General features: G+C 32.2%; 20 protein-coding genes. 11 read left to right on the top strand and 9 right to left on the bottom strand.

Annotated elements, in window-relative coordinates:
• Positions 1-24 precede the first annotated feature (24 nt).
• The 3 genes from ABI549_RS02200 to ABI549_RS02210 form a co-directional block, all read right to left on the bottom strand.
• On the bottom strand, positions 25-645 hold the full coding sequence (locus ABI549_RS02200) for a bifunctional nuclease family protein (RefSeq protein WP_348074813.1): 621 nt from the start codon (positions 643-645) through the stop codon (positions 25-27).
• A gap of 176 nt (positions 646-821) precedes the next feature.
• The gene (locus ABI549_RS02205) at positions 822-1790 is read right to left on the bottom strand and encodes an electron transfer flavoprotein subunit alpha/FixB family protein (RefSeq protein WP_348074814.1); all 969 of its coding nucleotides are present in this window, start codon (positions 1788-1790) and stop codon (positions 822-824) included.
• Between the two features lie 102 nt (positions 1791-1892).
• Positions 1893-2639 (bottom strand): electron transfer flavoprotein subunit beta/FixA family protein, encoded by a 747-nt coding sequence (locus tag ABI549_RS02210; RefSeq protein ID WP_348074815.1) that lies wholly within the window; start codon positions 2637-2639, stop codon positions 1893-1895.
• Between the two features lie 201 nt (positions 2640-2840).
• On the opposite strand from ABI549_RS02210, the gene ABI549_RS02215 reads away from it, so the two are divergent.
• The 3 genes from ABI549_RS02215 (at position 2841) to ABI549_RS02225 (ending at position 7443) form a co-directional block, all read left to right on the top strand.
• Complete coding sequence (locus tag ABI549_RS02215) at positions 2841-3818, top strand: pyruvate dehydrogenase complex E1 component subunit beta (protein WP_348074816.1); 978 nt, start codon at positions 2841-2843, stop codon at positions 3816-3818.
• A 92-nt stretch (positions 3819-3910) separates the two neighbouring features.
• The gene (locus ABI549_RS02220) at positions 3911-6403 is read left to right on the top strand and encodes a DUF5686 family protein (protein WP_348074817.1); all 2493 of its coding nucleotides are present in this window, start codon (positions 3911-3913) and stop codon (positions 6401-6403) included.
• A gap of 431 nt (positions 6404-6834) precedes the next feature.
• A complete protein-coding gene (locus ABI549_RS02225; RefSeq protein WP_348074818.1) occupies positions 6835-7443 on the top strand; it encodes a DNA-3-methyladenine glycosylase 2 family protein in 609 nt (202 codons plus the stop codon).
• Positions 7444-7707: 264 nt separating this feature from the next.
• Here the strand turns inward: ABI549_RS02225 and ABI549_RS02230 are convergent, their stop codons facing one another.
• The gene (locus ABI549_RS02230; RefSeq protein WP_348074819.1) at positions 7708-8637 is read right to left on the bottom strand and encodes a LysR family transcriptional regulator; all 930 of its coding nucleotides are present in this window, start codon (positions 8635-8637) and stop codon (positions 7708-7710) included.
• A gap of 92 nt (positions 8638-8729) precedes the next feature.
• On the opposite strand from ABI549_RS02230, the gene ABI549_RS02235 reads away from it, so the two are divergent.
• From ABI549_RS02235 to ABI549_RS02250, 4 genes are read left to right on the top strand one after another with little or no spacing between them, the layout of a single operon-like run.
• Positions 8730-9038 carry a hypothetical protein gene (locus ABI549_RS02235; protein WP_348074820.1) on the top strand — a complete coding sequence of 103 codons (309 nt, stop codon included), beginning with the start codon at positions 8730-8732 and terminating at the stop codon, positions 9036-9038.
• Positions 9039-9070: 32 nt separating this feature from the next.
• Positions 9071-10546, top strand: a complete 1476-nt coding sequence (locus ABI549_RS02240; RefSeq protein WP_348074821.1) for a proton-conducting transporter membrane subunit — start codon at positions 9071-9073, stop codon at positions 10544-10546.
• Positions 10543-12900, top strand: coding sequence for a DUF2309 domain-containing protein (locus ABI549_RS02245; protein WP_348074822.1), 2358 nt, complete (start codon positions 10543-10545; stop codon positions 12898-12900). Before ABI549_RS02240 ends, ABI549_RS02245 begins: the two co-directional genes overlap by 4 nt.
• A 26-nt stretch (positions 12901-12926) precedes the next feature.
• Positions 12927-13793 carry a DUF6671 family protein gene (locus tag ABI549_RS02250; protein ID WP_348074823.1) on the top strand — a complete coding sequence of 289 codons (867 nt, stop codon included), beginning with the start codon at positions 12927-12929 and terminating at the stop codon, positions 13791-13793.
• A gap of 64 nt (positions 13794-13857) precedes the next feature.
• On the opposite strand, the gene ABI549_RS02255 is transcribed toward ABI549_RS02250, so the two are convergent.
• From ABI549_RS02255 to ABI549_RS02265, 3 genes are all read right to left on the bottom strand, one after another.
• Positions 13858-14043, bottom strand: coding sequence for a hypothetical protein (locus tag ABI549_RS02255; protein ID WP_348074824.1), 186 nt, complete (start codon positions 14041-14043; stop codon positions 13858-13860).
• A 175-nt stretch (positions 14044-14218) separates the two neighbouring features.
• Positions 14219-14542: a hypothetical protein gene (locus tag ABI549_RS02260; protein WP_348074825.1), complete on the bottom strand. Its 324-nt coding sequence runs from the start codon at positions 14540-14542 to the stop codon at positions 14219-14221.
• Positions 14543-14617: 75 nt separating this feature from the next.
• Positions 14618-15058 (bottom strand): DoxX family protein, encoded by a 441-nt coding sequence (locus ABI549_RS02265; RefSeq protein WP_348074826.1) that lies wholly within the window; start codon positions 15056-15058, stop codon positions 14618-14620.
• Between the two features lie 192 nt (positions 15059-15250).
• On the opposite strand from ABI549_RS02265, the gene ABI549_RS02270 reads away from it, so the two are divergent.
• Both ABI549_RS02270 and ABI549_RS02275 read left to right on the top strand, forming a co-directional pair.
• Positions 15251-15781: an inorganic diphosphatase gene (locus tag ABI549_RS02270; RefSeq protein WP_348074827.1), complete on the top strand. Its 531-nt coding sequence runs from the start codon at positions 15251-15253 to the stop codon at positions 15779-15781.
• Between the two features lie 105 nt (positions 15782-15886).
• Positions 15887-18460, top strand: coding sequence for a sodium-translocating pyrophosphatase (locus ABI549_RS02275; RefSeq protein ID WP_348074828.1), 2574 nt, complete (start codon positions 15887-15889; stop codon positions 18458-18460).
• A 68-nt stretch (positions 18461-18528) separates the two neighbouring features.
• Here ABI549_RS02275 and ABI549_RS02280 read toward each other — a convergent pair whose 3' ends face one another.
• Both ABI549_RS02280 and ABI549_RS02285 read right to left on the bottom strand, forming a co-directional pair.
• Positions 18529-19143, bottom strand: a complete 615-nt coding sequence (locus tag ABI549_RS02280) for a deoxynucleoside kinase (protein ID WP_348074829.1) — start codon at positions 19141-19143, stop codon at positions 18529-18531.
• Complete coding sequence (locus tag ABI549_RS02285) at positions 19143-19865, bottom strand: hypothetical protein (RefSeq protein ID WP_348074830.1); 723 nt, start codon at positions 19863-19865, stop codon at positions 19143-19145. The genes ABI549_RS02280 and ABI549_RS02285 overlap by 1 nt, the downstream gene beginning before the upstream one ends.
• A gap of 195 nt (positions 19866-20060) precedes the next feature.
• On the opposite strand from ABI549_RS02285, the gene ABI549_RS02290 reads away from it, so the two are divergent.
• A complete protein-coding gene (locus ABI549_RS02290) occupies positions 20061-20987 on the top strand; it encodes a GLPGLI family protein (RefSeq protein WP_348074831.1) in 927 nt (308 codons plus the stop codon).
• Between the two features lie 49 nt (positions 20988-21036).
• Positions 21037-23784 (top strand): carboxypeptidase regulatory-like domain-containing protein, encoded by a 2748-nt coding sequence (locus ABI549_RS02295; protein WP_348074832.1) that lies wholly within the window; start codon positions 21037-21039, stop codon positions 23782-23784.
• The last annotated feature ends 45 nt before the right edge of the window (positions 23785-23829 follow it).

Below are 23829 nucleotides of genomic sequence, written 5' to 3' on the forward strand. Positions count from 1 at the left end.
AATCCACAAATAATCGAATCAACATTATATTTCTCTTTTGGAGATTTCGTCTCTTATTTTGGCTGCTTTTTCATAATCTTCATCATTTACAGCAGCTTCTAACATTTCATGAAGTTCAGATAAACTGTGTTTTGCAAACAAATTTTTACTATCATTACTTTCTTCTAAAAATGGCTCAGTCGACGAAAGTACACTATCTAAATCATGCTCTGGATTTTCTGAATCTGGATTTATTTTTAAGAAAATACCAGCTTTGTCCAATATGTTTTTGTAAGTAAAAATGGGTGCATTAAACCTTAATGCCAAAGCAATCGCATCAGAAGTTCTGGCGTCGATAATTTCTTCAATTTTGTCGCGTTCGCAAATCATACTCGAGTAAAAAACACCATCTACTAATTTATGAATAATAACTTGTTTTATTACAATGTCAAATCTATCGGCAAAGGTTTTAAATAAATCGTGTGTGAGTGGGCGGGGTGGTTTTATTTCTTTTTCGAGCGCAATCGCGATTGACTGTGCTTCGAAAGCACCAATTACGATTGGTAATTTTCGATCACCGTCTACTTCGTTCAAAATAAGTGCATAAGCACCGTTTTGTGTCTGACTGTATGATATTCCTTTTATTGTTAGTTTTACTAAACTCATCTTTGGATTTTAGATTTTTGATTTATAAAATCAAAAGCTATTATTTTTTTAAAGGTTTATTGAAAAACCTAAATTTTGTATTGCAAAGTAACAAAAAACTTTTGCTTCTAAAAAGAAAAAACTACCTAATAAAATAATTAGATAGTTTCTTCAGATTGTAATTTTCTAATTGAAAACTAGCTATTTTGTGCTTTAAAAGCTTTTAATTTTTCGGTTAATCTTGGTAAAATATCGAAAGCATCGCCTACAATTCCGTAATCAGCAACTTTGAAGAAAGGCGCATCAGCATCAGAATTGATAACTACTTTTACTTTTGATGAATTGATTCCTGCAATATGCTGTATCGCTCCAGAAATTCCTACCGCAATATATAAATTTGTTGCTACTGGTTTTCCTGTTTGGCCAACGTGCTCACTGTGAGGCCTCCATCCTAAATCAGAAACTGGTTTAGAACAAGCAGTTGCAGCGCCAAGAACAGCTGCTAAATCTTCGATTAATCCCCAATTTTCTGGACCTTTAAGACCGCGTCCGCCTGAAACTACTACGTCAGCATCGGCAATGGTTACTTTTCCAGATCCTTTTTCTACTGATTGTACTTTAACACCAAAATCGGCATCAGAAATACTTGGTGCAAAATCTTCGGCAGTTGCTGAACCCGTATTTTCGAAAATTCCGTAAGAATTTTTACCCAAACACAATACTTTTATATCGGTATTTATTTCAGTAATATTGAAAGCTTTGTTAGAGAAAGCAGTTCTTTTTACCTGAAAAGGAGACATGCTAACTGGTAATCCTGTTACATTTGAAGCAAAACCTGCGTCAAGTGAAACTGATACTAATGGCGCAAGGTATAAACTGTCTGTCGATGAAGATAATAAGATTAATTTTACACTTTCTTTCTGAGCCGCTTGTTTTATAGCGTCTGCATAAGCTTTTGCTGTAAAATTAGCCAATTTATCGTTGGTAACTTTTAGCACTTTATCTACTCCGTATTTTGCAAGTTCTGAAACATCATTCATGTTTACAGTGATTGCTGTAACGGTTTGTCCAGTTGTTTCTGCAATTTTCTTAGCATAAGAGGCCAATTCGAAAGCTACTTTCTTGAATTTTCCTTCTGATGATTCTGCGTATATTAATATTGACATAATAATTTTAGATTTTAGATTAACGATTTTAGATTTTTGAAGTAAGATTAATTTTAGATTTTCACACTGCAATCTGCAATCTGCAATCTAAAATCTACAATCCTAAATCACCTTGGCTTCGTTGTGTAATAAGTTGATTAATTCGTCTAAGTTATCAGCACTTATTAATTTTACAGCCGATTTTGCTGCGGGCTTTTCAAATTTAATTGCTTTAGTTTCTGATGCTGCGCTAATAGGTTCAAGAATTGTTAATGCTTTAGTTCTTGCAGTCATAATTCCTCTCATGTTCGGAATACGTAAATCTTTTTCTTCTACTAATCCTTTTTGACCACCAACAATTAATGGTAAAGTAGTTGAAACGATTTCTTTTCCACCATCAATTTCGCGAGATGCTTTTGCAGTAGTTCCGTCGATAGTTAATTCAGTACAAGAATTTACAAAGTTCATACCCAATATTCCAGCAATCATACCGGGAACCATTCCGCCATTGTAATCTAATGATTCTTTGCCAGCTATTACGAGGTCATAGCCTCCAGTCTTTATTACTTCAGCTAGTTGTTTTGCTACAAAAAAACCATCGGTTGGGTTTGCATTAATACGAATCGCTTCGTTAGCGCCAATAGCTAATGCTTTTCTTAGAGTAGGCTCTGTATCTGGACCACCAACATTTACAACAGTTACGTTTGCGCCTTGTTGTTCTTGGAACCAGATGGCTCTTGTTAAACCAAATTCGTCATTTGGATTAATTACAAATTGTACACCATTGGTATCGAATTCTGAATCACCATTGGTAAAATTAATCTTTGAAGTAGTATCAGGAACGTGACTGATGCAAACTAATATTTTCATATGCTGTATCTTAAATTGAAACACAAAAATAAGATAATTATTTTAAATAATATACTATGCATGCATAATATTTTTTAAAAACTATTTCGTTTTCGAAATGTTTATTTTAATAAATTGAAGTATCAATAGATAATTATGCTTTTATGTGATTTTTAATTTTTACTTTTGCTGTTCAATTTTACAGATATACATAAAAAATATATGAGAACGATACAATTTAGAGAAGCCATTTGTGAAGCGATGAGTGAAGAAATGCGTCGCGACGAATCAGTTTACTTAATGGGTGAAGAAGTGGCCGAATATAACGGTGCTTATAAAGCTTCAAAAGGAATGTTAGACGAATTTGGAGCAAAAAGAGTTATCGATACGCCAATTGCAGAGCTTGGTTTTGCAGGTATTGCAGTAGGATCTGCGATGAATGGTTGTCGTCCTATTGTTGAGTATATGACTTTCAATTTCTCTTTAGTAGGTATTGATCAAATTATAAATAACGCAGCAAAAATGCGTCAAATGAGTGCAGGACAATTTCCAATGCCAATGGTTTTTCGTGGACCAACTGCTTCGGCAGGACAATTGGGAGCAACACACTCACAAGCATTCGAAAACTGGTTTGCAAATACACCAGGTTTGAAAGTTGTTGTTCCAAGTACGGTTTATGATGCAAAAGGATTGCTAAAAGCAGCCATTCGTGATAATGATCCAGTTATTTTTATGGAATCTGAACAAATGTATGGAGACAAGGGAGAAGTGCCAGAAGGAGATTATATTATTCCGCTTGGTGTTGCCGATATAAAACGTGCAGGAAATGATGTGACCATTGTTTCTTTTGGAAAAATCATAAAAGAAGCACATATTGCTGCCGACGAATTAGAAAAAGAAGGAATTTCATGTGAAATTATCGACTTGCGTACCGTTCGTCCAATGGATTATGAAACAATCTTAACTTCTGTTAAAAAAACAAATAGATTAGTAGTTCTTGAAGAAGCTTGGCCTTTTGCTTCTGTTGCTTCGGAAATTACTTATATCGTTCAAGAACGCGCTTTCGATTTCCTTGATGCGCCAATACAAAGAATCACTACTGCCGATACACCTGCGCCCTATTCACCAACTTTACTAAAAGAATGGTTGCCTAATGCGCAAGATGTTGTAAAAGCGGTTAAAAAAGTAATGTATAAATAACGGTCAATTATTATTTGTTATTTGTCAATTAATAAAATAACTATATTTGAAACTTCATCAGTCAATGATGAAGTTTTTTATTTCTTAGGTTTATGAAAAAAATATTTATAATCTTCTTTTTTTTACTTTCAATAAGTAATATAGCACAAACTAAAGTGAGTGGCGTTATATATGACGATATGAACGGAACAGTTCCTTATGCAAATGTTTGTTTTAAAGGAACTAGAGAATGTGTAACATCTGATGAAAATGGGAGATTTTATCTAGAATCTGAATCGGATAGGAAGATTTTAATGGTTTCTTATGTAGGTTTTGAAGCTAAAGAGGTTATTCTTACGAAAGCGGTAAATTATAATATGAAAATTTCTTTTGCAGCTGCAAATACGTTAGAAGAAGTTAAGATATTTTCTGGAAAAACATCTAAAAAGAATAATCCAGCACTTGATATTCTTAGAAAAATTTGGGCACGCAAACGGAAGAATGGTTTGTATCAGTTTAAGCAGTATCAAATGAATAAATATGAGAAAGTAGAGTTTGATATGAATACTATCGATTCCGCTTTTATGAAAAATAGGGTTTTCAAAGGATTGGAATTTATTTTTAAACAAGTAGATACATCAAGGATAACAGGAAAAACATATTTACCGATTTTTATAAATGAATCATTATCAGAAGTTTACGGAGATAATACAACAGGAAAAACAAAAGAGATTCTAAAAGCAAATAAAAATTCAGGAATTGGTGAAGGAAATGGTGTAGATACATTCATAAAAGATTTGTATTCTGAATATGATATTTATAATAATTATCTTAATTTCTTCGATAAGAACTTTGTTAGCCCATTGTCTAAAACAGGGATTAATACTTATAATTATGTGTTAAGTGACAGTACATTTATTGATAAAAAATGGTGTTATAATATTGTGTTTTATCCACGAAGAAAAAACGAACTGACTTTTAAAGGTGATTTTTGGGTAAATGACACCACATTTGCTATCAAGAAAATAAACCTTACGGCTTCAAAAAGTGCTAATATAAACTGGGTAAAAGACATTTATATCGAACAAGAATTTGATGTACTAAATGATTCTGTTTTTCTTTTAAAAAGAGATCACATGATGTCAGATTTTGCATTAAACAAAAAAGAAAAGTCGAAAGGCGTTTACGGAAAACGAACTACTTTATACAGTGATCATAAATTTAACGAAGTAAAACCAGATAAATTTTATAAAGAGGATGTAAATAATTATGACCAAACAGTTTACACGAAATCTGATGAATTTTGGAAAGAAAATAGAGGAGAATCTTTAAATAAAGACGAAGCTGGAGTTTATAAAATGCTTGACACACTAAAAACGGTCAAAAAATTTAAGCAATTGTATAATATTGTTTCCATACTTGGAAGCGGTTATATAAACAAAGGATTTATAGATTACGGCCCAATATTCTCCATATTTGGATATAATGATGTAGAAGGGCAAAGACTAAGAGTAGGCGGAAGAACTTATTTTGGAACAAATGATCCTTGGCGAATACAAGCTTATACAGCCTACGGATTTAAAGATGATAAATTCAAATACGGGATTTCAGGAAAATGGATGATCGACAAAAAAAACCGAATTATACTTTCTGGAGGAAACCGTCGTGATGTAGAGCAAATAGGAGTAAGCTTAACCACTTCAAACGATGTTTTGGGACGCAGTTTTGCCTCTTCTTCATTTTTTGCAAGTGGTGATAATAGCAAATTAACCAATGTGAATTTAAGCTCTTTCTCAGCAGAGATAGAACCTGTAAAAGATTTAATCTTTCAAGTAGGATTTTCACACAGAACCTTACGATCTGCATCGCCAACATTTAGTTTAGATTATTACACAGACTTGCCAAGTGTTGCTAACCCAACTGGAACAATAAAAGCCGATGTTAAGCAAGCCGAAACCACAATAGGAATAGATTTTACACCCAATAGAAAAACAGTAGGTTACGGTGTCGAACGATTAGAAGTAGACAATAATTATTCGCGAGTATTTGTAAATTATAGTCAAGGTTTCAAAGGTGTTTTTAATAGTGATTTCGAGTATCAAAAACTGCAATTATACTATCGTCAACCAATATATATGGGCGGAATGGGACGATTGTTTACTACATTCGAAGTAGGAAAAGTATTTGGGACAGTGCCATTAGGATTGCTTGCTGTGGTTCCAGGAAATCAATCTTATTTTGTGATAGACAATACATATAATTTAATGAATTATTACGAATTCGTAACAGATCAGTATGCTTCATTGCATTTAGAACAACATTTCAACGGGCGAATATTCTCTAGAATTCCATTTATGAAAAAACTAAATTGGAGAGAAATAGTAGGTGTAAAAGCAGTTTACGGAAATGTTTCCGACCAGAATAGAGCCATAAACGCTTCCGGATTAAACTATCAAGCGCCAACAAATGGCTACTGGGAATACCATGCGGGAATAGGAAATATTTTCAAAGTGTTTCGTATCGATTTTGCATGGAGAGCCAGTTATTTAGAGCTTCCAGAAGCCAAAAGATTTACTGTAAAAGGATCGTTCGGATTTTATTTCTAGGAGCTATTCCAGCTATTCGTTACAATCTTTTGTCTCGTTCCAAAAAACAAGACAAAAGGATTTTCACTGCTATCTGGGCTATTATCAACAGTATCATTCAAAAGAAACGTTGTTCAACATTCAAAATTTAAAAAGGTTAAAAACTTTGTGACTATTCAGTAACAATAAAATTAACGTTGGATTTAAAAAAATAAACACAAATTTCACAGATTAACACAAATTATCCGTGAATTTATTTTATTTTTTTGTAAAATCATACTCTATTGTCATTCTGAATTTGTGTTAATCTGTGAAATTTGTGTTGAAATTTTATTAGGTTTAATAGTTACAAAACTTTTAATTTTTTTTTAATTTATGTAATAAAAATTAGCGAATTAGCGGTAAAAAAAGTCAGTGTAAATCCGTTTAATCAGTGGCCAAAAAAATAAATCATGCAACAAGCCATAAATTATCTCTCAGAAAAAGATTCAATTTTCAAAACCATAATCGAACAGTACGGAATTCCGGTAATTCCATCGAGACCACAAGGATTTGAAACTTTAGCATTATTAATTCTTGAACAACAAGTTTCTATCGATTCGGCAAAAGCAGCTTATTTAAAATTAAGAGCCAAAGTTCAAGACTTTCAGCCTCAAAATTTAATATCACTTCCTGACGAAGGCTATAGAGATTGTGGCGTAAGCCGACAAAAAACAAAATACATCAAATGTCTTTCGGAAGCCATTCTAGACAAACAAATTATTTTAGAAAGTTTACCCAACAAAACAGCACAAGAAGTTAGAGAAGAACTCATCAAAATAAAAGGAATAGGCAATTGGACAATCGATGTGTATTTAATGTTTAGCCTGCAAGAAAAGGACATTATACCACTAGGAGATGTTGCGGTTGTAAATACAATCAAAGAATTGTTTGATATTCACGACAAATTAGAAATGGAAATTTATACTCAAAAATGGGCGCCACACCGTTCGATGGCAACATTTTTATTATGGCATCATTATTTACAAAAACGTGGTCGAAAAATTACTTATGAGTATTAGAAATCTTGTGGTTGTGGGGTTGGTTGGAATGAAATGTTCTAACGTTTCGTGCCAGGTCGGGAAGTTCGGAATTGTTTATTTTCTGTTAAGATAAAATTTCTTGCTAAACGCCAACGTGAGTTTATTACAAAATTCGCAATTTTGCGAAACCACTACTGCAATAAATAAAATTTCAAATTACCTGTGCTTTAAGGATGGAATAACGGAATGGTTTTGCGCATAACAATCTATATAGTTTTTAAATTGACAATTATTGCATCATTTTTAACTAGTGTATTCATTTATCCAAGCAAAATGCTCATTGATAAGCGCTATTTTATTTTCCTTTAAAAATTCAAGATAAGCGACAGCGCAGGGTGACAATTTCTTTGATTTTAACCATATAAGTTGCCATTTTGTTATTAAAGGCAATCCTTTTGCTGGAATAATATCAAGTTCCCTATTTTGCAATTCATTCCTTATTCCTATTAATGGCATAATAGAAAAACCTAAACCAGCAATTACTGCTTGTTTTACAGCCTCGTTTGATGTAAGTTCCATTTTCTTTCTCACTTGATAGTTATTTTTAGATACAAATTGTTCCATAGAGTCTCGTGTTGCAGAGCCTTCTTCACGATATATTAATGGCAATTTTTCAAAAAATATTTTTTCTACTGAAGTTTTTTTTACTTTTATTTTTTTACTACCAACCAAGAAAAGATGATTCAACATTAGTTCTATAGAAAATACATCTAGCTTTTTTGGCAGAACAGAAACCAATGCAAAGTCTACATTATTGAGCTCCATGCTCCTTATTACCTTGGTTTTGTTGGTTACATCCATTATCAAATCTACCCCATCGTATTCGGCCATAAATTTAGATAAAAGATAAGGCATAACATATTTACCTGTTGAAGCTACGGAGATTCTGAGTTTTCCTGATAATTTACCTTGGTAAGCTAGAGTTTTGTAATTAATAGTATCGACCTCATCAATTATTTTTTGTGCTGCTTCGGCTATCTCCATTCCAAAATCTGTAACAAACAGTCTTCTTCCTATTATTTCAGTTAATGGAATGGAAAATTGATCTTGAAAGTTTTTCAACTGAATAGATACTGCGGGTTGTGTCAAGAAAAGTTTCTCCGCTGTCTTTGTAACACTTTTATTTTCAGCTATTTCTAAGAATATCTTTAATTGATGTAAAGTATAGTTCATAAATATTTTTTATGTTAATCATTACAAATATAAATAAAAATTTATAATTAAGTTTTTCAACCTTTGCAATTAAAATCATAAAAATCTCAAATATGGAAATTAAAAAAAATATTCAAATTGAAAATCAGAAACAAACGATTCAGTTATTGGATGGAGAATTTACACCATCGCAGGCTTTTGATCTTATTACCGCTCTCATCAATCAAAAAATTAACTATCATAAATTAGAGGGACTTAAAAACTGGGAAAGAGATCACAAATACGACGAAGCACCGTTAAGGAATCGAATTAAAGAACTAGAGGATGCAATTAAACGAACCAAAGATTTTATGTTGGAGTTAAAGCATAGTGGTAAAAATCTAAAAATAGACGGAGTTATAAAAATGTCAGTGATTGAATAATTATTGAAAAAATCTTATTAAAAATCTTAAATATGACATTAAATATAGAAATAACTCAAAACGATTCAAATAAAAGTAAAGAATATAAAATTCCTTTGGTTTCCAAATTGGCAAACCCTCTATTATGGTTTTTATTTTTTGGCGCAGTAGGATTGCTTATTTACCATCAGGTTAAAAATACACAATGGAATTTCAATGATATTTTCCGAATAAATGGGTTTACACTTCTCATCTGGATAACAGTAACTTTTTTTAGTGCTATTGTAAGTAGCTATTCAAATAGTTATTTAAATGGCTTTAAACACCATCAAAAATTTACAGTACTTAGTTTTGGCTTTACCCTGACAGTAATGGTTTTTGTGATGTCCAACCACATTGTTCCTTTTTTAATTTCTTGGTTATTGATGGGCTTGTTTATGGCTCGTTTGATTGGGGTGAATTCCGATTGGGGTGAGGCCAGAGAAGCATCAAAATTAGCACAAAAATATTTTATTTCAGGTACAACTCTTTTGAGTATTGGAGTGGTATTACTTTCTTTTTACAACAGCCAATTTACCATTAGTGAACTAGTATTAAATTTAGAAAAAACGCCCACTTTTATTTTAATACCTGTTGCGTTTTGTATCATTACGGCTGCAATTATACAATCAGCTATATACCCATTTCATCGTTGGCTTCTTTCGGCTATGACTGCTCCAACACCAGCCTCTGCTCTTATGCACGCAGGTTTTGTAAATGGTGCAGGCATTTTACTTACTTTATTATCTGGGATTTTAATTGCATCCAATACCTTAACATTAATTTTTATCATTGGAGGGCTAACGGCTATTATTGCCCAGTTCACAAAATTACTTCAAGTAAATGTGAAGCAGAAACTCGCTTGTTCTACTATTGCTCAAATGGGCTTTATGATTATGCAATGTGGTTTGGGCTTCTTCAATGCTGCAGTAGCTCACTTAATCTTACACGGCTTTTACAAAGCCTATTTGTTTTTATCATCAGGAGAGGAAATTGCTCATACAGCTCCTCAAATACCAGAGAAAATTAAAATAAAGCCATTTCAGGCATTTGTTGTGCTATTATTTGGTAGTGCTGGGGCAATTTTATTCTCACTGCTTACTAGTAAAACAAATGTGAATGATAGCAGCATTTTTCTAACACTAATTGTTGCTATTACAGTAGGACAGGTTACTTACAATATCGTGAAGGAAAAAAGTTTATCAATAGTTCAAAAAACGATTGTACCCATTTTTCTTTTCATCATTGGGATAGCAGCGTATGCCGCACTCTATAATGGTGTTACACATTTAATGGAAGATATGCCAATGGTGGTTGTTCCTCAGCCAATTTCAATCCTACAAATTGTATTTGGTATTATCTTTCTTTTAGGTTTTTTCATAATGAAATTGGGACTTTATAAAAAAATACCATGGCTGTATGTAAAACTGTTGAATTTATCTCAACCCAATAAAAAAACAATTCTTACCTATAAAATTTCAAACAAATGATACTAGAAAACTTCCAAAAAAAAATTCAAATAGCCTCTCAAGTAATTGGGACAACTTGGCCCTTGTATTCGTTTGTGACCTCAAATCCACTATCAGGGTTTGAAAACAAACATTTTGAAAAAGCCGTACAGGAAGCAAAAATGAAATTGGGTGGAAATGTTTTTCCCGAAACTGCTACCTTCCGAAAAGCTTTGCAAGAGGGAGAAATAAACGAAAAAGAATTGATAGAGCAACTTACCGAAAATAATTTTCAGGAAACCCCAAGTTATTATCTTGACAAGTTAGATTCTCTTCCAGAAAAGCATGAACAAAATTCCAATGCTAAGTTAGACAGAATTATGGTAAAATGGCTGATGGCATTTATGGATGAAGGACTTGCAGAGTGGGAAATGCCTTTTAAAGAAGATGGGTTTTATAGTTCATGGAGAATATTGTCGATGTATGATCAAGAAATGAAGATTAATTCACTTGCAGATTTACCGAAAACGAGCTCTGAGGTGCTGGATAAAATCTTAAAAAACTATACCGAACAAGAACAGATTGAAATAATGGAATATCATTTAGCCGCTTTGCCAGGCTGGACAGGATATATTAAACACAGAGAAGAATCAAATTCAAATTGGCAACAAAAATTTAGTATCACTTTACAGGATTACCTTGCTGTTCGCTTATGGCTTGCTAACCATTTTCAAATACAAGTAATTCAAAGCTGTGACCAAAATCCAAATTCTGATTCAAACCCAAAACTTCAATACCATTTTTTGAAAGCTTGGGAAAAGAGTTGGCAAAATAAATTGATTTCAGATTTAAAAACTCAAAAAAATACCAAATCAGAAACCGAAAAAGTGCCAGACGCACAAATGGTATTTTGTATAGATACACGTTCAGAATTAATAAGAAGAAATGTAGAATCCAAAGGGAATTATGAAACTTTTGGCTATGCAGGATTTTTCGGAATTGCAATGGACTATCAAAATTTGGAGGATGGTATTTCACGAAAATCATGTCCTCCTATTGTATCTTCTGCTTATCAAGTTTCAGAAATAGCACAAGAAAATAAAGAGCATCTACTTGACCGCTTTCAAAAGAGAAATGAGAGGAAAAAATTTAATCAATATTTTTTAACACGAATGAAAAATATGCTTCCATCTGCTTTTGGTTATGTAGAAGGTTCTGGCGTTTTTTATGGCTTTTCGCTACTATCAAGAACGCTTTTTCCAAAATCACTTTACAATCCAATACGAAATAATCAACTTTCGCACGAGAACAATTCTGAACCTAAAATATGTCATAGTCATTCGAATGAGATGGATACTAATGATATTCCTTTAACAGAAAAAACAGCAATTGTAAAATCAGCTTTTGATCTTATGGGTTGGAAACAGTTTGCTCCCTTGGTAGTTTTTGTTGGTCATGGCAGCCATTCAGCTAACAACCCTTTTGCCTCTAGCTTAGATTGTGGTGCTTGTGCTGCAAGTCCAGGAAGGCATAATGCGAGAATGCTTGCCAAATTAGCCAATCATCCTGCAGTTAGAAATGCATTAAAAGAAAATCACAGCATTAACATTCCTGAGACAACTGTGTTTCTTGGTGCGGAACACAATACAACTACTGATGAAATTGTGTTGTTTGATTCTACTCTTCCGAACTCGCACACTGAACAGTTATTAAGTTTGAAAAAAGATTTACGAAATGCACAAGAAACGGCTACAAAAGAGAGACTTGGTATTACTAAAAATAGTATTTCTGAAGTGCACAAAAAAACAAATAATTGGGCGGAAACCAGACCTGAATGGGGATTGGCAAAAAATGCAGGGTTTATTATTGGACCACGTACTCTAACCAAAAATTTAAACTTGCAGGGGCATTGCTTTCTTCATTCCTACAATTGGGAACTAGATAAAAATGGAATAGCACTAGAAGGAATAATGCAAGGCCCAATGGTCGTAACCCAATGGATTAATAATCATTACTACTTTGCTACAGTTGACAACGAAAAATTTGGTGGAGGATCTAAAATTAGTCATAATATTACTGGAAAATTTGGTGTAGTGCAGGGCAATGGTGGTGATTTAAAAATAGGACTACCTTTGCAATCTGTAAACGAATCAGACGAAAAGTTGTACCATCAACCGTTAAGACTATCTGTTTTAATACAAGCTCCTAAAGAAAATATTCAGGAAATTCTTCTAAAAAACAATCATCTAAAAAACTTATTGGATAATGAATGGATTTATCTTTTGGTAATAGATCCTACGTCAGAAAATAACATAAGTAGATACCAAAAAGGAATGGAGTGGGTACACACAACAAAAACAGAGCATTTTTCAGAAAATGTTTTAGCAGAAATTTAATCGAAAACCTGCAAACTTCAAACACTATGAAGACCTTAAAACAGGGTGGCTACGATCTATTTAAAGGGCGAACTTTAATAGTTGCAACGATGCACAAAAAAGAAAATGTCATTGCACCAATATTAGAGAAGGAACTGAGTGTATACTGCAAAACAATTCCTGATTTAAACACCGATAATTTTGGCACGTTTAGTGGAGAAATTGAACGCAAAGACACTCCAATCGAAACGGTAAAAGCAAAGGCGTTAGCTGCACTTGAGAAATCTACTGAAACATTGGTATTGGCAAGTGAGGGATCTTTTGGTTCACATCCTTCAAGTCCATTTATATCTGCTAATGAAGAAATCGTTGTTTTGATAGACACTAAAAACAATCTCGAAATTAGGGGGTGGCATTTAACCACGACCACAAATTTCAACCATCAGGAGATTTCAACCATCAGTGAATTAATAGAATTTGCGGAGCGGATTGGGTTTCCAGACCACAATGTAATTATAAAAACAAATACTGTAACAGGAAAAATTAAAGTCTGGAAAAATTTCGAATCTCAAGAAGAATTAAAATCAACCGCAATAAATTTATTGAAGGGAAATAAAAGTATACACATTGAAACCGATATGCGTGCAATGAACAACCCTACTCGGCTAAAAGCGATTGAAAATGCCGTCATTGATTTGGTTAAAAATATAAAATCGCTTTGTCCATGTTGCAAGATGCCCGGATTTTCGATTGTTGAGGCTATTAGAGGATTAAAATGCAGTTTATGCAACCTTCCGACTAAATCAGTTAAAGCTTATATTTATAAATGCAAAAAATGTGATTATTTTTGTGAACGAGCGAAAGAAAATGTGTCAGAAGAAGATCCAATGTACTGCGATTTTTGTAATCCATGATTTTCTTCATAATTGAAGTTAATCTTCCAGTTACTTGACTATCTGCCATTTGTTTCATTATTTGTTATAAACCAGTAAGAACTGATTTATCAGCTTTGGCACAAGCTCCAAACTCTTTCATGTTCTCAAGAGTTCTTTCGAACTCTTGAGTTGTTAGAACATGGTCACCAGTTGGAGCACCAACCATTCTGGCAAAGTCGCCTTTTTGATCTTTAATTTTAAAATGTCGGATATCTCCAAGAGTTCCCACATACTTGATAACATCTTTCTGTCTTGCATTTTTTTACGTTTTAATAATTAGATAAAATTTATAAGACAAATTTCAAGTATTATCTTTGATTATAAATAAATTAAAATACTGAAAATAAATGAAATAAATCGAAAAATTACTATATATATAGTGGAAACTCATTGGCAAATTAGTCCTAGATGGCAATAATTGATTCTGTTATTTTTAATAGATTTTCAAAATAAAATCTAATGTTAAATATATTGGATTTTGGAGCTTCATCTTTATGGACATAATGTTGATATCTTAATTCTTTTAGTTTTTCTTTATTTAATATTATTTCATCACGCGAAAGAATTGATTGAAAACTTATTAATTCAGATTTAGAGATTAGATTTCTCCATTCTGCATCTTCGTGATTTAATAACATTTTACGACTATCATACATTAACTTTCTGCAATCATTTATAAGTTCAATGATGATATCTATTTTAGTTCTTAATTGATGCTTTGTTTTCATAGGCGAGATTCAAGTATATCAGCTAACTTGTATATCTGTCTAATTCATCTATCTAAATTAAAATTCCACCCCATTTTATTTACTAAAAAGTTTCGAGTCTAAACTGTATTTACCAACACCAGTAAAAAACAATCCCAAGTAAATTGTAAAATAAACAAAAGCTGGATTAAATTCCGTTCCGTTTTGTCCTTTATTTATAATAGACATTGGGAAAACTACTAGGAAAATATAACCCATACAAAACATCAAGAAAAACAGGCTAACGCGAGAAAATAAGCCAAGTATGAGTAATAAACTACAAACTAATTCGGCAAAAACTGTTAATCCTAAGGCTATTTTGCTGGACAATCCAAAAAAGCTTACGTTTTTCATCCAAAAGTCTGAAGCTGCCATTTCATTAAAATGACTAAATTTTTCGTAACCATATAAAGCCATTAAAACGCCAATGATTAAACGGATAATTAATAATCCAAAATCGGTATTAATTGCATTTCCTGATAAGAGTAGTTTTTTCATAATAATTTTTTTTGGTTGGTTAGTTAATTCAAAAATAGAAATATAATTCCGTTTTATCAATCAGTAAGAATTATATTTCTTACAACAAATAATAAACCCGCTTTTAGAGAATAGTTTTTTAATGTAACTTGACTATTTTCTATAAAAATTGATTACTTTTGCACCCGCTTAAAAATAATAAAAAGAGTAGAAATGACAGCAGATAAAGTACAAACTTTCGACGTTTTAGTCGAAATTCCAAGAGGAAGTAGAAATAAATATGAGTATGATTTCGATTTAAAGAGAATGCGTTTCGATCGTATGTTGTTCTCGTCTATGATGTATCCAGCAGATTACGGTTTTATTCCAGAAACATTGGCTTTAGACGGAGATCCATTAGATGTATTAGTATTAGTAACAAAACCAACTTTTCCTGGTTGTGTGATCGAAGTAAAACCTATTGGTGTTTTCCACATGGCAGACGACAAAGGACCAGATGAAAAAATAATTTGTGTGCCCGTTTCTGATCCAATTTGGAATACCTTAAACGATTTGTCTGATATAAATGGACACTTATTAAAAGAAATCGAACACTTTTTTCAAGTTTACAAAGACCTAGAAAACAAGAAAGTTGATGTAGAAGGTTGGGGAGATGTAAAAGAAGCAAGAGAAATTATTAGACAATGTGTAGAAAGATTTGAAGCAATCGAAAACAAACCAGCAGGATTGTTTAGTATTAAATAATTTTTTCTAATGATATAAAAAAAGCAACATTCTGTAAAGAGTGTTGCTTTTTTGTTTGTTTTTGTTAAATTTACCAAAACTAAATTACTAACCAATAATAATTTTATGAATACAATAATGATTTATTTGCCAATTGTAATGGCATTTGTTGGATTGGCTTATATGCAAATCAAAAAAGCTTGGGTGCTAAAACAAGATGCTGGAGATGGTAAAATGAAAGAAATTTCAGATTATATATATGAAGGTGCATTGGCTTTCCTAAATGCAGAATATCGTTTGTTAACTTTCTTCGTTATCGGAGCAAGTGCGGTTTTGTTTGGTTTAACTTTATTACCAGGAGCAACTACGCATTGGCTAATTGTAATTGCCTTTATTATAGGGGCATTCTTTTCGGCTTTGGCTGGGAATATGGGAATGAAAATTGCAACTAAAACTAACGTAAGAACTACTCAAGCTGCTCGTACTAGTTTGCCACAAGCGCTAAAAGTTTCTTTTGGTGGCGGAACAGTTATGGGACTTGGAGTTGCTGGATTAGCAGTACTTGGATTAACAGGTATTTTTATTCTTTTATATAACAAATTTATGGGTGGTGTTTGGACATCAACTGAAGATATGACCATCGTTCTTGAAACACTTGCTGGTTTCTCGTTAGGAGCAGAATCTATTGCATTATTCGCAAGAGTTGGTGGTGGGATTTATACAAAAGCTGCTGATGTTGGAGCGGATTTAGTAGGTAAAGTAGAAGCTGGAATTCCAGAAGATGATCCACGAAATCCTGCTACAATTGCAGATAATGTTGGGGATAACGTTGGTGACGTTGCAGGAATGGGTGCCGATTTATTTGGTTCTTATGTAGCTACAGTTCTAGCTGCAATGGTACTTGGTAATTATGTTATCAAAGATATGGGCGGAAAAATTGAAGACGCTTTTGGCGGAATAGGCCCAATTTTATTACCAATGGCAATCGCTGGTTTCGGAATTTTATTCTCTATCGTTGGAACAATGTTGGTGAAAATATCAGATGATAATGCTAAAGAAGCTCAAGTTCAAAAAGCATTAAATATAGGAAACTGGGCATCAATTGTTATGACAGCAATTGCTTGTTTCTTTTTGGTTCAATATATGTTGCCAGAAACAATGAAAATGAATTTCTTTGGTGAAGGTTTACAAGATATTTCTGCAATGCGTGTTTTCTATGCAACTTTAATCGGATTATTTGTTGGTGGAGCCATTTCATCAGTAACTGAATATTATACAGGATTGGGTACAAAACCAGTTTTGGCAATTGTACAAAAATCGTCAACTGGAGCTGGAACTAACGTAATTGCTGGTTTGGCTACAGGTATGATTTCTACATTTCCAACTGTTTTATTATTTGCTGCTGCCATTTGGTCAACTTATGCTTTGGCAGGATTTTATGGAGTAGCATTGGCTGCTTCTGCAATGATGGCAACTACTGCTATGCAATTAGCTATTGATGCTTTCGGGCCTATTTCTGACAACGCAGGTGGAATTGCTGAAATGAGTGAATTGCCAAAAGAAGTAAGAACAAGAACAGATATTTTAGATTCAGTAGGTAATACAACGGCTGCAACAGGAAAAGGATTTGCAATTGCTTCTGCTGCATTAACATCATTGGCTTTATTTGCTGCTTATGTAACTTTTACAGGAATTGATGGTATCAATATTTTCAAAGCTCCAGTTTTAGCGATGTTATTCGTGGGTGGAATGATTCCTGTGGTTTTCTCTGCATTAGCAATGAATTCGGTAGGAAAAGCTGCAATGGATATGGTATATGAAGTGCGTCGTCAGTTTAAAGAAATTCCAGGAATTATGGAAGGAACTGGAAAACCAGAATACGCAAAATGTGTCGATATTTCTACAAAAGCAGCATTACGTGAAATGATGTTGCCTGGAGTAATGACAATCGGTTTCCCAATTGCAATTGTACTCTTAGGATTAGTAGTTTACGGAGATAATCATCAATTAATAGCTGAAATGTTAGGTGGATATATGGCTGGAGTTACTGTTTCAGGTGTACTTTGGGCAGTTTTTCAAAACAATGCTGGTGGTGCTTGGGATAATGCAAAAAAATCTTTCGAGGCTGGAGTTGAAATTAATGGTGAAATGACTTATAAAGGTTCTGATGCTCACAAAGCAGCTGTAACTGGTGATACTGTTGGAGATCCGTTTAAAGATACTTCAGGGCCATCTATGAATATTTTAATCAAATTAACATGTTTAATAGGATTAGTAATTGCTCCAATTTTAGGAAATGGAAGTCATGCAGAAGGAGCAAAAGGGGCGTGTTGCGCTTCGGAAGTTAAAACTGAAATGAAGTCATGTTCTGCGGAAATGAAATGCGATATGGCTAAAATGGCAACTATGACTAAAGACGAATGTGCAGCAATGTGCGAAGAAAAAGGTTGTACTGCTGATGAAAAAGCAGAATGTATGTCTCACTATGATGCCAATGGAAACTTTGTAAAGAAAACATCTTGTGTAGATATGACAACAAGTTCAAAAACATCGACTAAAGATGTTAGAGTTGAAATTACAAACACTAATGGAAAAGCTAAAGCAACTGTTACTACTAATGTTAACGGGATTTCTACTACTCAAACTTTTGAAGGAACTGAAGCCGAAGTAAAAGCAAAAATTGATGCTTTAAAGAAATAATACTTTTCAATTTATATATAAAAAATGCCTCACAATTTGTGAGGCATTTTTTATATAATTTCTATTCTTTAAAATAATCCGTTTATTTCGGCATCAATTCTATTAATAATCATACCTAAGTCTTCTGGATTGTTTACAAAATCTACATTATCAACATCAATGATAAGTAATTTTCCTTTACTGTAACTTTCAGCCCAAGCCTCATAACGTTCGTTTAATCGACTAAGATAATCTATAGAAATGGAGTTTTCATATTCTCTACCACGTTTGTGAATTTGTCCAACTAAGTTAGGGATAGAACTTCTTAAATAAATAAGTAAATCTGGCGGACCAACTAAGCCTTCCATTAATTCGAAAAGTGAAGAATAATTCTGAAAATCTCGGTTTGTCATTAATCCCATTGCATGAAGATTGGGTGCGAAAATATGTGCGTCTTCATAAATAGTTCTATCTTGAATGATTTTCTTACCACTTTGTCTAATTTGCAATACTTGACGAAAGCGACTATTTAAAAAATAAATTTGAAGATTAAACGACCATCTTTCCATTTGGTGATAAAAATCATCTAAATAAGGATTGTCTACCACATCTTCAAAATGGGGTTCCCATTTAAAATGTTTTGCTAAAAGCTTTGTTAATGTCGTTTTTCCAGCGCCTATATTTCCTGCGATTGCTATATGCATTATGGTAAATTAATTTTATAATTGGTAATTCCTTCGGGTGTAAAAATAGATAAATTTTGGTCTCTATAATAAAATTTTTTATACCTTTTTTCTTCTATATTTATTAATATTTTTTTATTGCTATTTAAGGAGTAATGATACAGCAAATCATCTTTTTTAAATATAATACTTAAGTTTGAAACTATTTGAACAAAATCGAAATCAGGTAATTTCCCAAGGGCTATTATTTTTCCGAAAATATCGCAAGAATACCAATAGTTTTTTTCGTCGATCCAATAAAAAAAATTAGAATTTGTTTCATAATATTTAATTGTCGCAGAGATAGGAACGGATATGTTCTTGTATTCATTTTTTAAATAATCATACAATCCTATTTGCTGATTTGTAGCGTTAAAAACCCACAGATTATTTTGAAAAGAAATGCCAACGACACTGGTCACAATTTGTTTTTTATTTTCAGAAAAATTTATTTTCTGTATTTCATTTAGTTGATTGTCAAGGATTATTGCACTATTAAAATTTTCATAAAAAAGGATGATTTTAAAAGGATTATAAATGTTGATACTAGTAATTTTGCCTAAAGCAATATTTTTGTATTGAAAATTCTCAGAGTCTTTAATTTTAGATAAAACAGAATTTGCTATAAAATATTTATAGCGAAATGCATCTTCACCAAGATACACATCTGCTTCAATAGATTGATTACTTGTTTTTGAAATCATAAGATCTTCATTTTGGCAATATGCCAATGAGGAGAAAATAAAAATAAAAATGAGTGTAATTTTTTTCATTGATGCTAAATTACGATTAAACCTTTTATGTTTTTAAAAGTCTTACTCTTTATTTAACAAATCGTTAATAACAAAACACGATTTCATTCGTCATATTTGTCCTATCAATTATAATTTATATAAAAAATGAAAAAAATAATCACAACTTTATTATTAATACTAGGCTTCTCTTCATTTGCTCAAGATTTTCAAGGGATGGCAGTGTATGAGTCCAAAACCAGTACTGCCGAATTTAAATCTAGAATGGAAGGTAATAAAGACATTACTCCTGAAATGCAAAAAATGATAGAAGATAGAATGAAATCTATGTTCGAAAAAACATTTATTCTTAATTTCGATAAAAATGCCTCTATTTATAAAGAAGAAGAAAAATTAGATGCGCCTGGAACCCAAGCTGGCGGTATGAGAATGATGTCTTCATTTATGGGAGGTGGAGGAACACAATATAAAAATATCAAGGAAAAATCATTTGTCATAGATAAGGAAATAATGGGAAAAGAGTTTTTAATTCAAGATACTTTGCCTAAACTAGATTGGAAAATGAGTCAGGAAACCAAAGAAATAGGAGGTTATATGTGTTTTAAAGCAACTGCAATGCAAAAATCAAGCCAATCTGATTTCAGGAATTTTAGAATGAGAAAAGATGATGATAAAAACAAAAAAGACTCCAGCGTTAGCGAACAGGCGAAGCAAACAACTACTGGCGAAAAACCAAAATCGACAAATCTTATGGCTGAAGGCGAAATTCCTAAAGAAATAGAAGTTGTAGCTTGGTATACTCCAGAAATTCCAGTAAGTAATGGTCCAGAAAATTATTTTGGATTACCAGGCCTAATACTTGAAGTTAGCGCAGGGAAAACAACACTATTATGTTCTAAAATTGCTATGAATGTAAAGGATAAAAAAGAAATAAAAGCCCCAACTAAAGGCAAAGTAGTTACACAAAAAGAATATGATGATATTGTAGCTAAAAAAATGGAAGAATTTAGACAAATGAATCAAAATCAAAATCGTGGAGGTAATGGCGGTATGCAAATGAGAATTGGAGGATAATTCTAAATTCATTTTTTAAATTAAATTTTTTATATTTCTTACACGCTTTATGGTACATTCAAAAATTCAAAAAATATTTTTTCTTCTATTTCTATTAGTAACGACATTATCGTTTTCTCAAAACATTACTTTTCAAGGTATCGTCAAAGACACAACTAATGCGCCACTTGAAATGGCAAATGTCATGGCGGTAAATCAAGTTACAAAAGCAGTCGATTCCTACTCTATAACCAATGATAAAGGGAAGTTTCAATTATTGCTAAAAGCAAATGCAACTTATAGTGTGCGCTTTTCGTTTTTAGGATTAAAAACAAAAAACCTTACAATTGCTACAAAAGCTGAGGATATTTCTCAAACTATTACACTAAATGCAGATGCAACGGAATTAGCTGGGGTAGAAATTGTACGAGAAATGCCAGTTTCTATAAAAGGAGATACTATTATTTATAATGCAGATTCTTTTAAAACAGGAACTGAACGTAAGTTAGAAGATGTACTGAAAAAATTACCGGGTGTTACTGTAAATGCTGATGGTGAAGTGGAAGTGGAAGGAAAAAAAGTTTCGAAATTAATGGTTGAAGGTAAAGATTTCTTTGATGGAGATACAAAATTAGGAGTCAAAAACATTCCTGCCGATGCCATAGATAAAGTACAGGTTTTAAGGAATTATAATGAAGTTGGAGCGCTTAAAGGTCTTGAAAACAACGAGGATAATGTGGCTATGAATATCAAACTGAAATCTGGGAAAAAGAATTTTTGGTTTGGTGATATGACTGCTGGAGTAGGAGTAGGGCATACAGAAAGCAGGTGTGAAATAAATCCTAAACTGTTTTATTACAGTCCAAAATACAGCATAAACTTATTGAGTAACTTTAATAATATTGGGGAATTGCCTTTTACAATTCAAGACTATTTTAAGTTTACTGGAGGTTTTAAAAACATGATGAAAAAAGGAGGGACAAATTTTAATATTTCCTCGAATGATTTAGGTATCTCGTTGCTTAGGAACAACAGAGCAAAAGAAATTGTGACCAAGTTTGGTGCTACTAATTTTTCATACAATCCAATAAAAACATTAAGTATATCAGGATTTGCAATTCTTTCAGCTACTGAAACCGATTTAGAAACAAAGAACCAAACTAATTTCTTAGGACAAGATGCAAAAACTATAGTTTCTTCAGAAAACAGAAATGAAACAACACATCAAAAAAGCAATTTAGGATTGTATAAGCTAAGCGGAACCTATAAGCCAAATGCTAAATTACAGTTAGATTACGATGTTTTGGCAAAACAATCTAAGCAAGACGAGAATAATAATGCATTGCAAAAAACTTTTTTTCAAAACCCAATATTAAATAATAGTCAATCAATATTCACTAATAAGAATCAAAATCCATTCTCGTTAAATCAGAATTTTAATGCTTATTACACTAAGAATGATAAAAATGTTTTTGCACTTGAAGTACAACATTTGTATCAGAACGAAAATCCTTTTTATAACGCTAATTTAAAAACAAATCCTTTTCCTGATAATCCACCTCCTTTTGATCAATCAGAAAATTTAGGATTTCAAAACCAAAGCAGGTATGATATTAATCAAAACCGTTTAGTGAAAACCAATAAAATAGATTCAAAATTAGATTACTATTATATGGTTAACCCAAAAAGTAATATAAATGTAACTATTGGGAACACATATTCATTTCAATCATTCAATTCAGATATTTTTCAGATATTAGACAATGGTAGTATTGATAACCTTAAATCGAATTCAAAAAATCAGGTACAATACAATTTTAATGATGTTTTTTTAGGATTACATTATAAATTTTTGACAGGGAAATTCACATTCAATCCAGGTTTTTCAGTCCATAAATACAATACTTATAATGCGCAATTAGGAACAAAAGAAAACAATGATTTTTATAGAGTTTTACCAGATGTATATGCTTTATATCAAATAAAAAAATCAGAAACTTTAACCTATAATTACGTATTAACCACTGATTTTACAGATATAAATAAACTTGCCGAAGGAAGTGTTTTGTCAAGTTACAACTCATTGTTTAAAGGAAATCGTGATTTAGAAAACGCCCTTTCTCACACACATTCCTTAAGATATTTTAAATACAACATGTTTAATCTGGAGAATATATTTGCTAATATTTCTTATTCTAGAAAAGTGAATCCAGTAAAAAATTCGTCAACTTTTATAGGAATTAATCAAGTAAGTACTGCTATAAATTCTAATTTTGCTGATGAAACAATTAGTGGAGCTGCTAATTATGGACGTTCATTTTTGAGAAATTATAAAGCATCACTAACGGTGGCAGAAAGTTGGTCTAAGTTTAATAATGTTCAAAATAATTTACCACAATCCTCAGAGAGTTTTATTCAAAATTACACAGTCAAAGCCTCGACAAATTATAAGAATTTGCCTAACATAGAAATAGGTTATAATTATTTAGTAAATGATTATCAGAACACGAAATTTTATACTAAAACACCTTCTGTCAAAATAGATTATTACTTTTTAGATGCTTTTTCTTTTGTGTCAGAATATGAGTTTTACAACTATACAAATAACACAAAAACGGTCAAAAATGAATATGATTTTTTAAGTGCTAGCTTAATTTATCAGAAAAAAGGGGGGAAAATGGAATATAAAATTTCAGGAACAAACTTACTTAATACAACGTCATTAAATGATGATAGTTTCTCACAATTTTCTACGAGAACTTCTCAATATACAGTCCAACCACGTTATTTAATTTTTAGTTTGAAATATAATTTGTAACTATTCTCCCCATTCTACACTATATATTTTTCTTACTAAAGATAG

The sequence above is a fragment of the Flavobacterium sp. genome (assembly GCF_039932285.1).
Taxonomy (GTDB): domain Bacteria; phylum Bacteroidota; class Bacteroidia; order Flavobacteriales; family Flavobacteriaceae; genus Flavobacterium.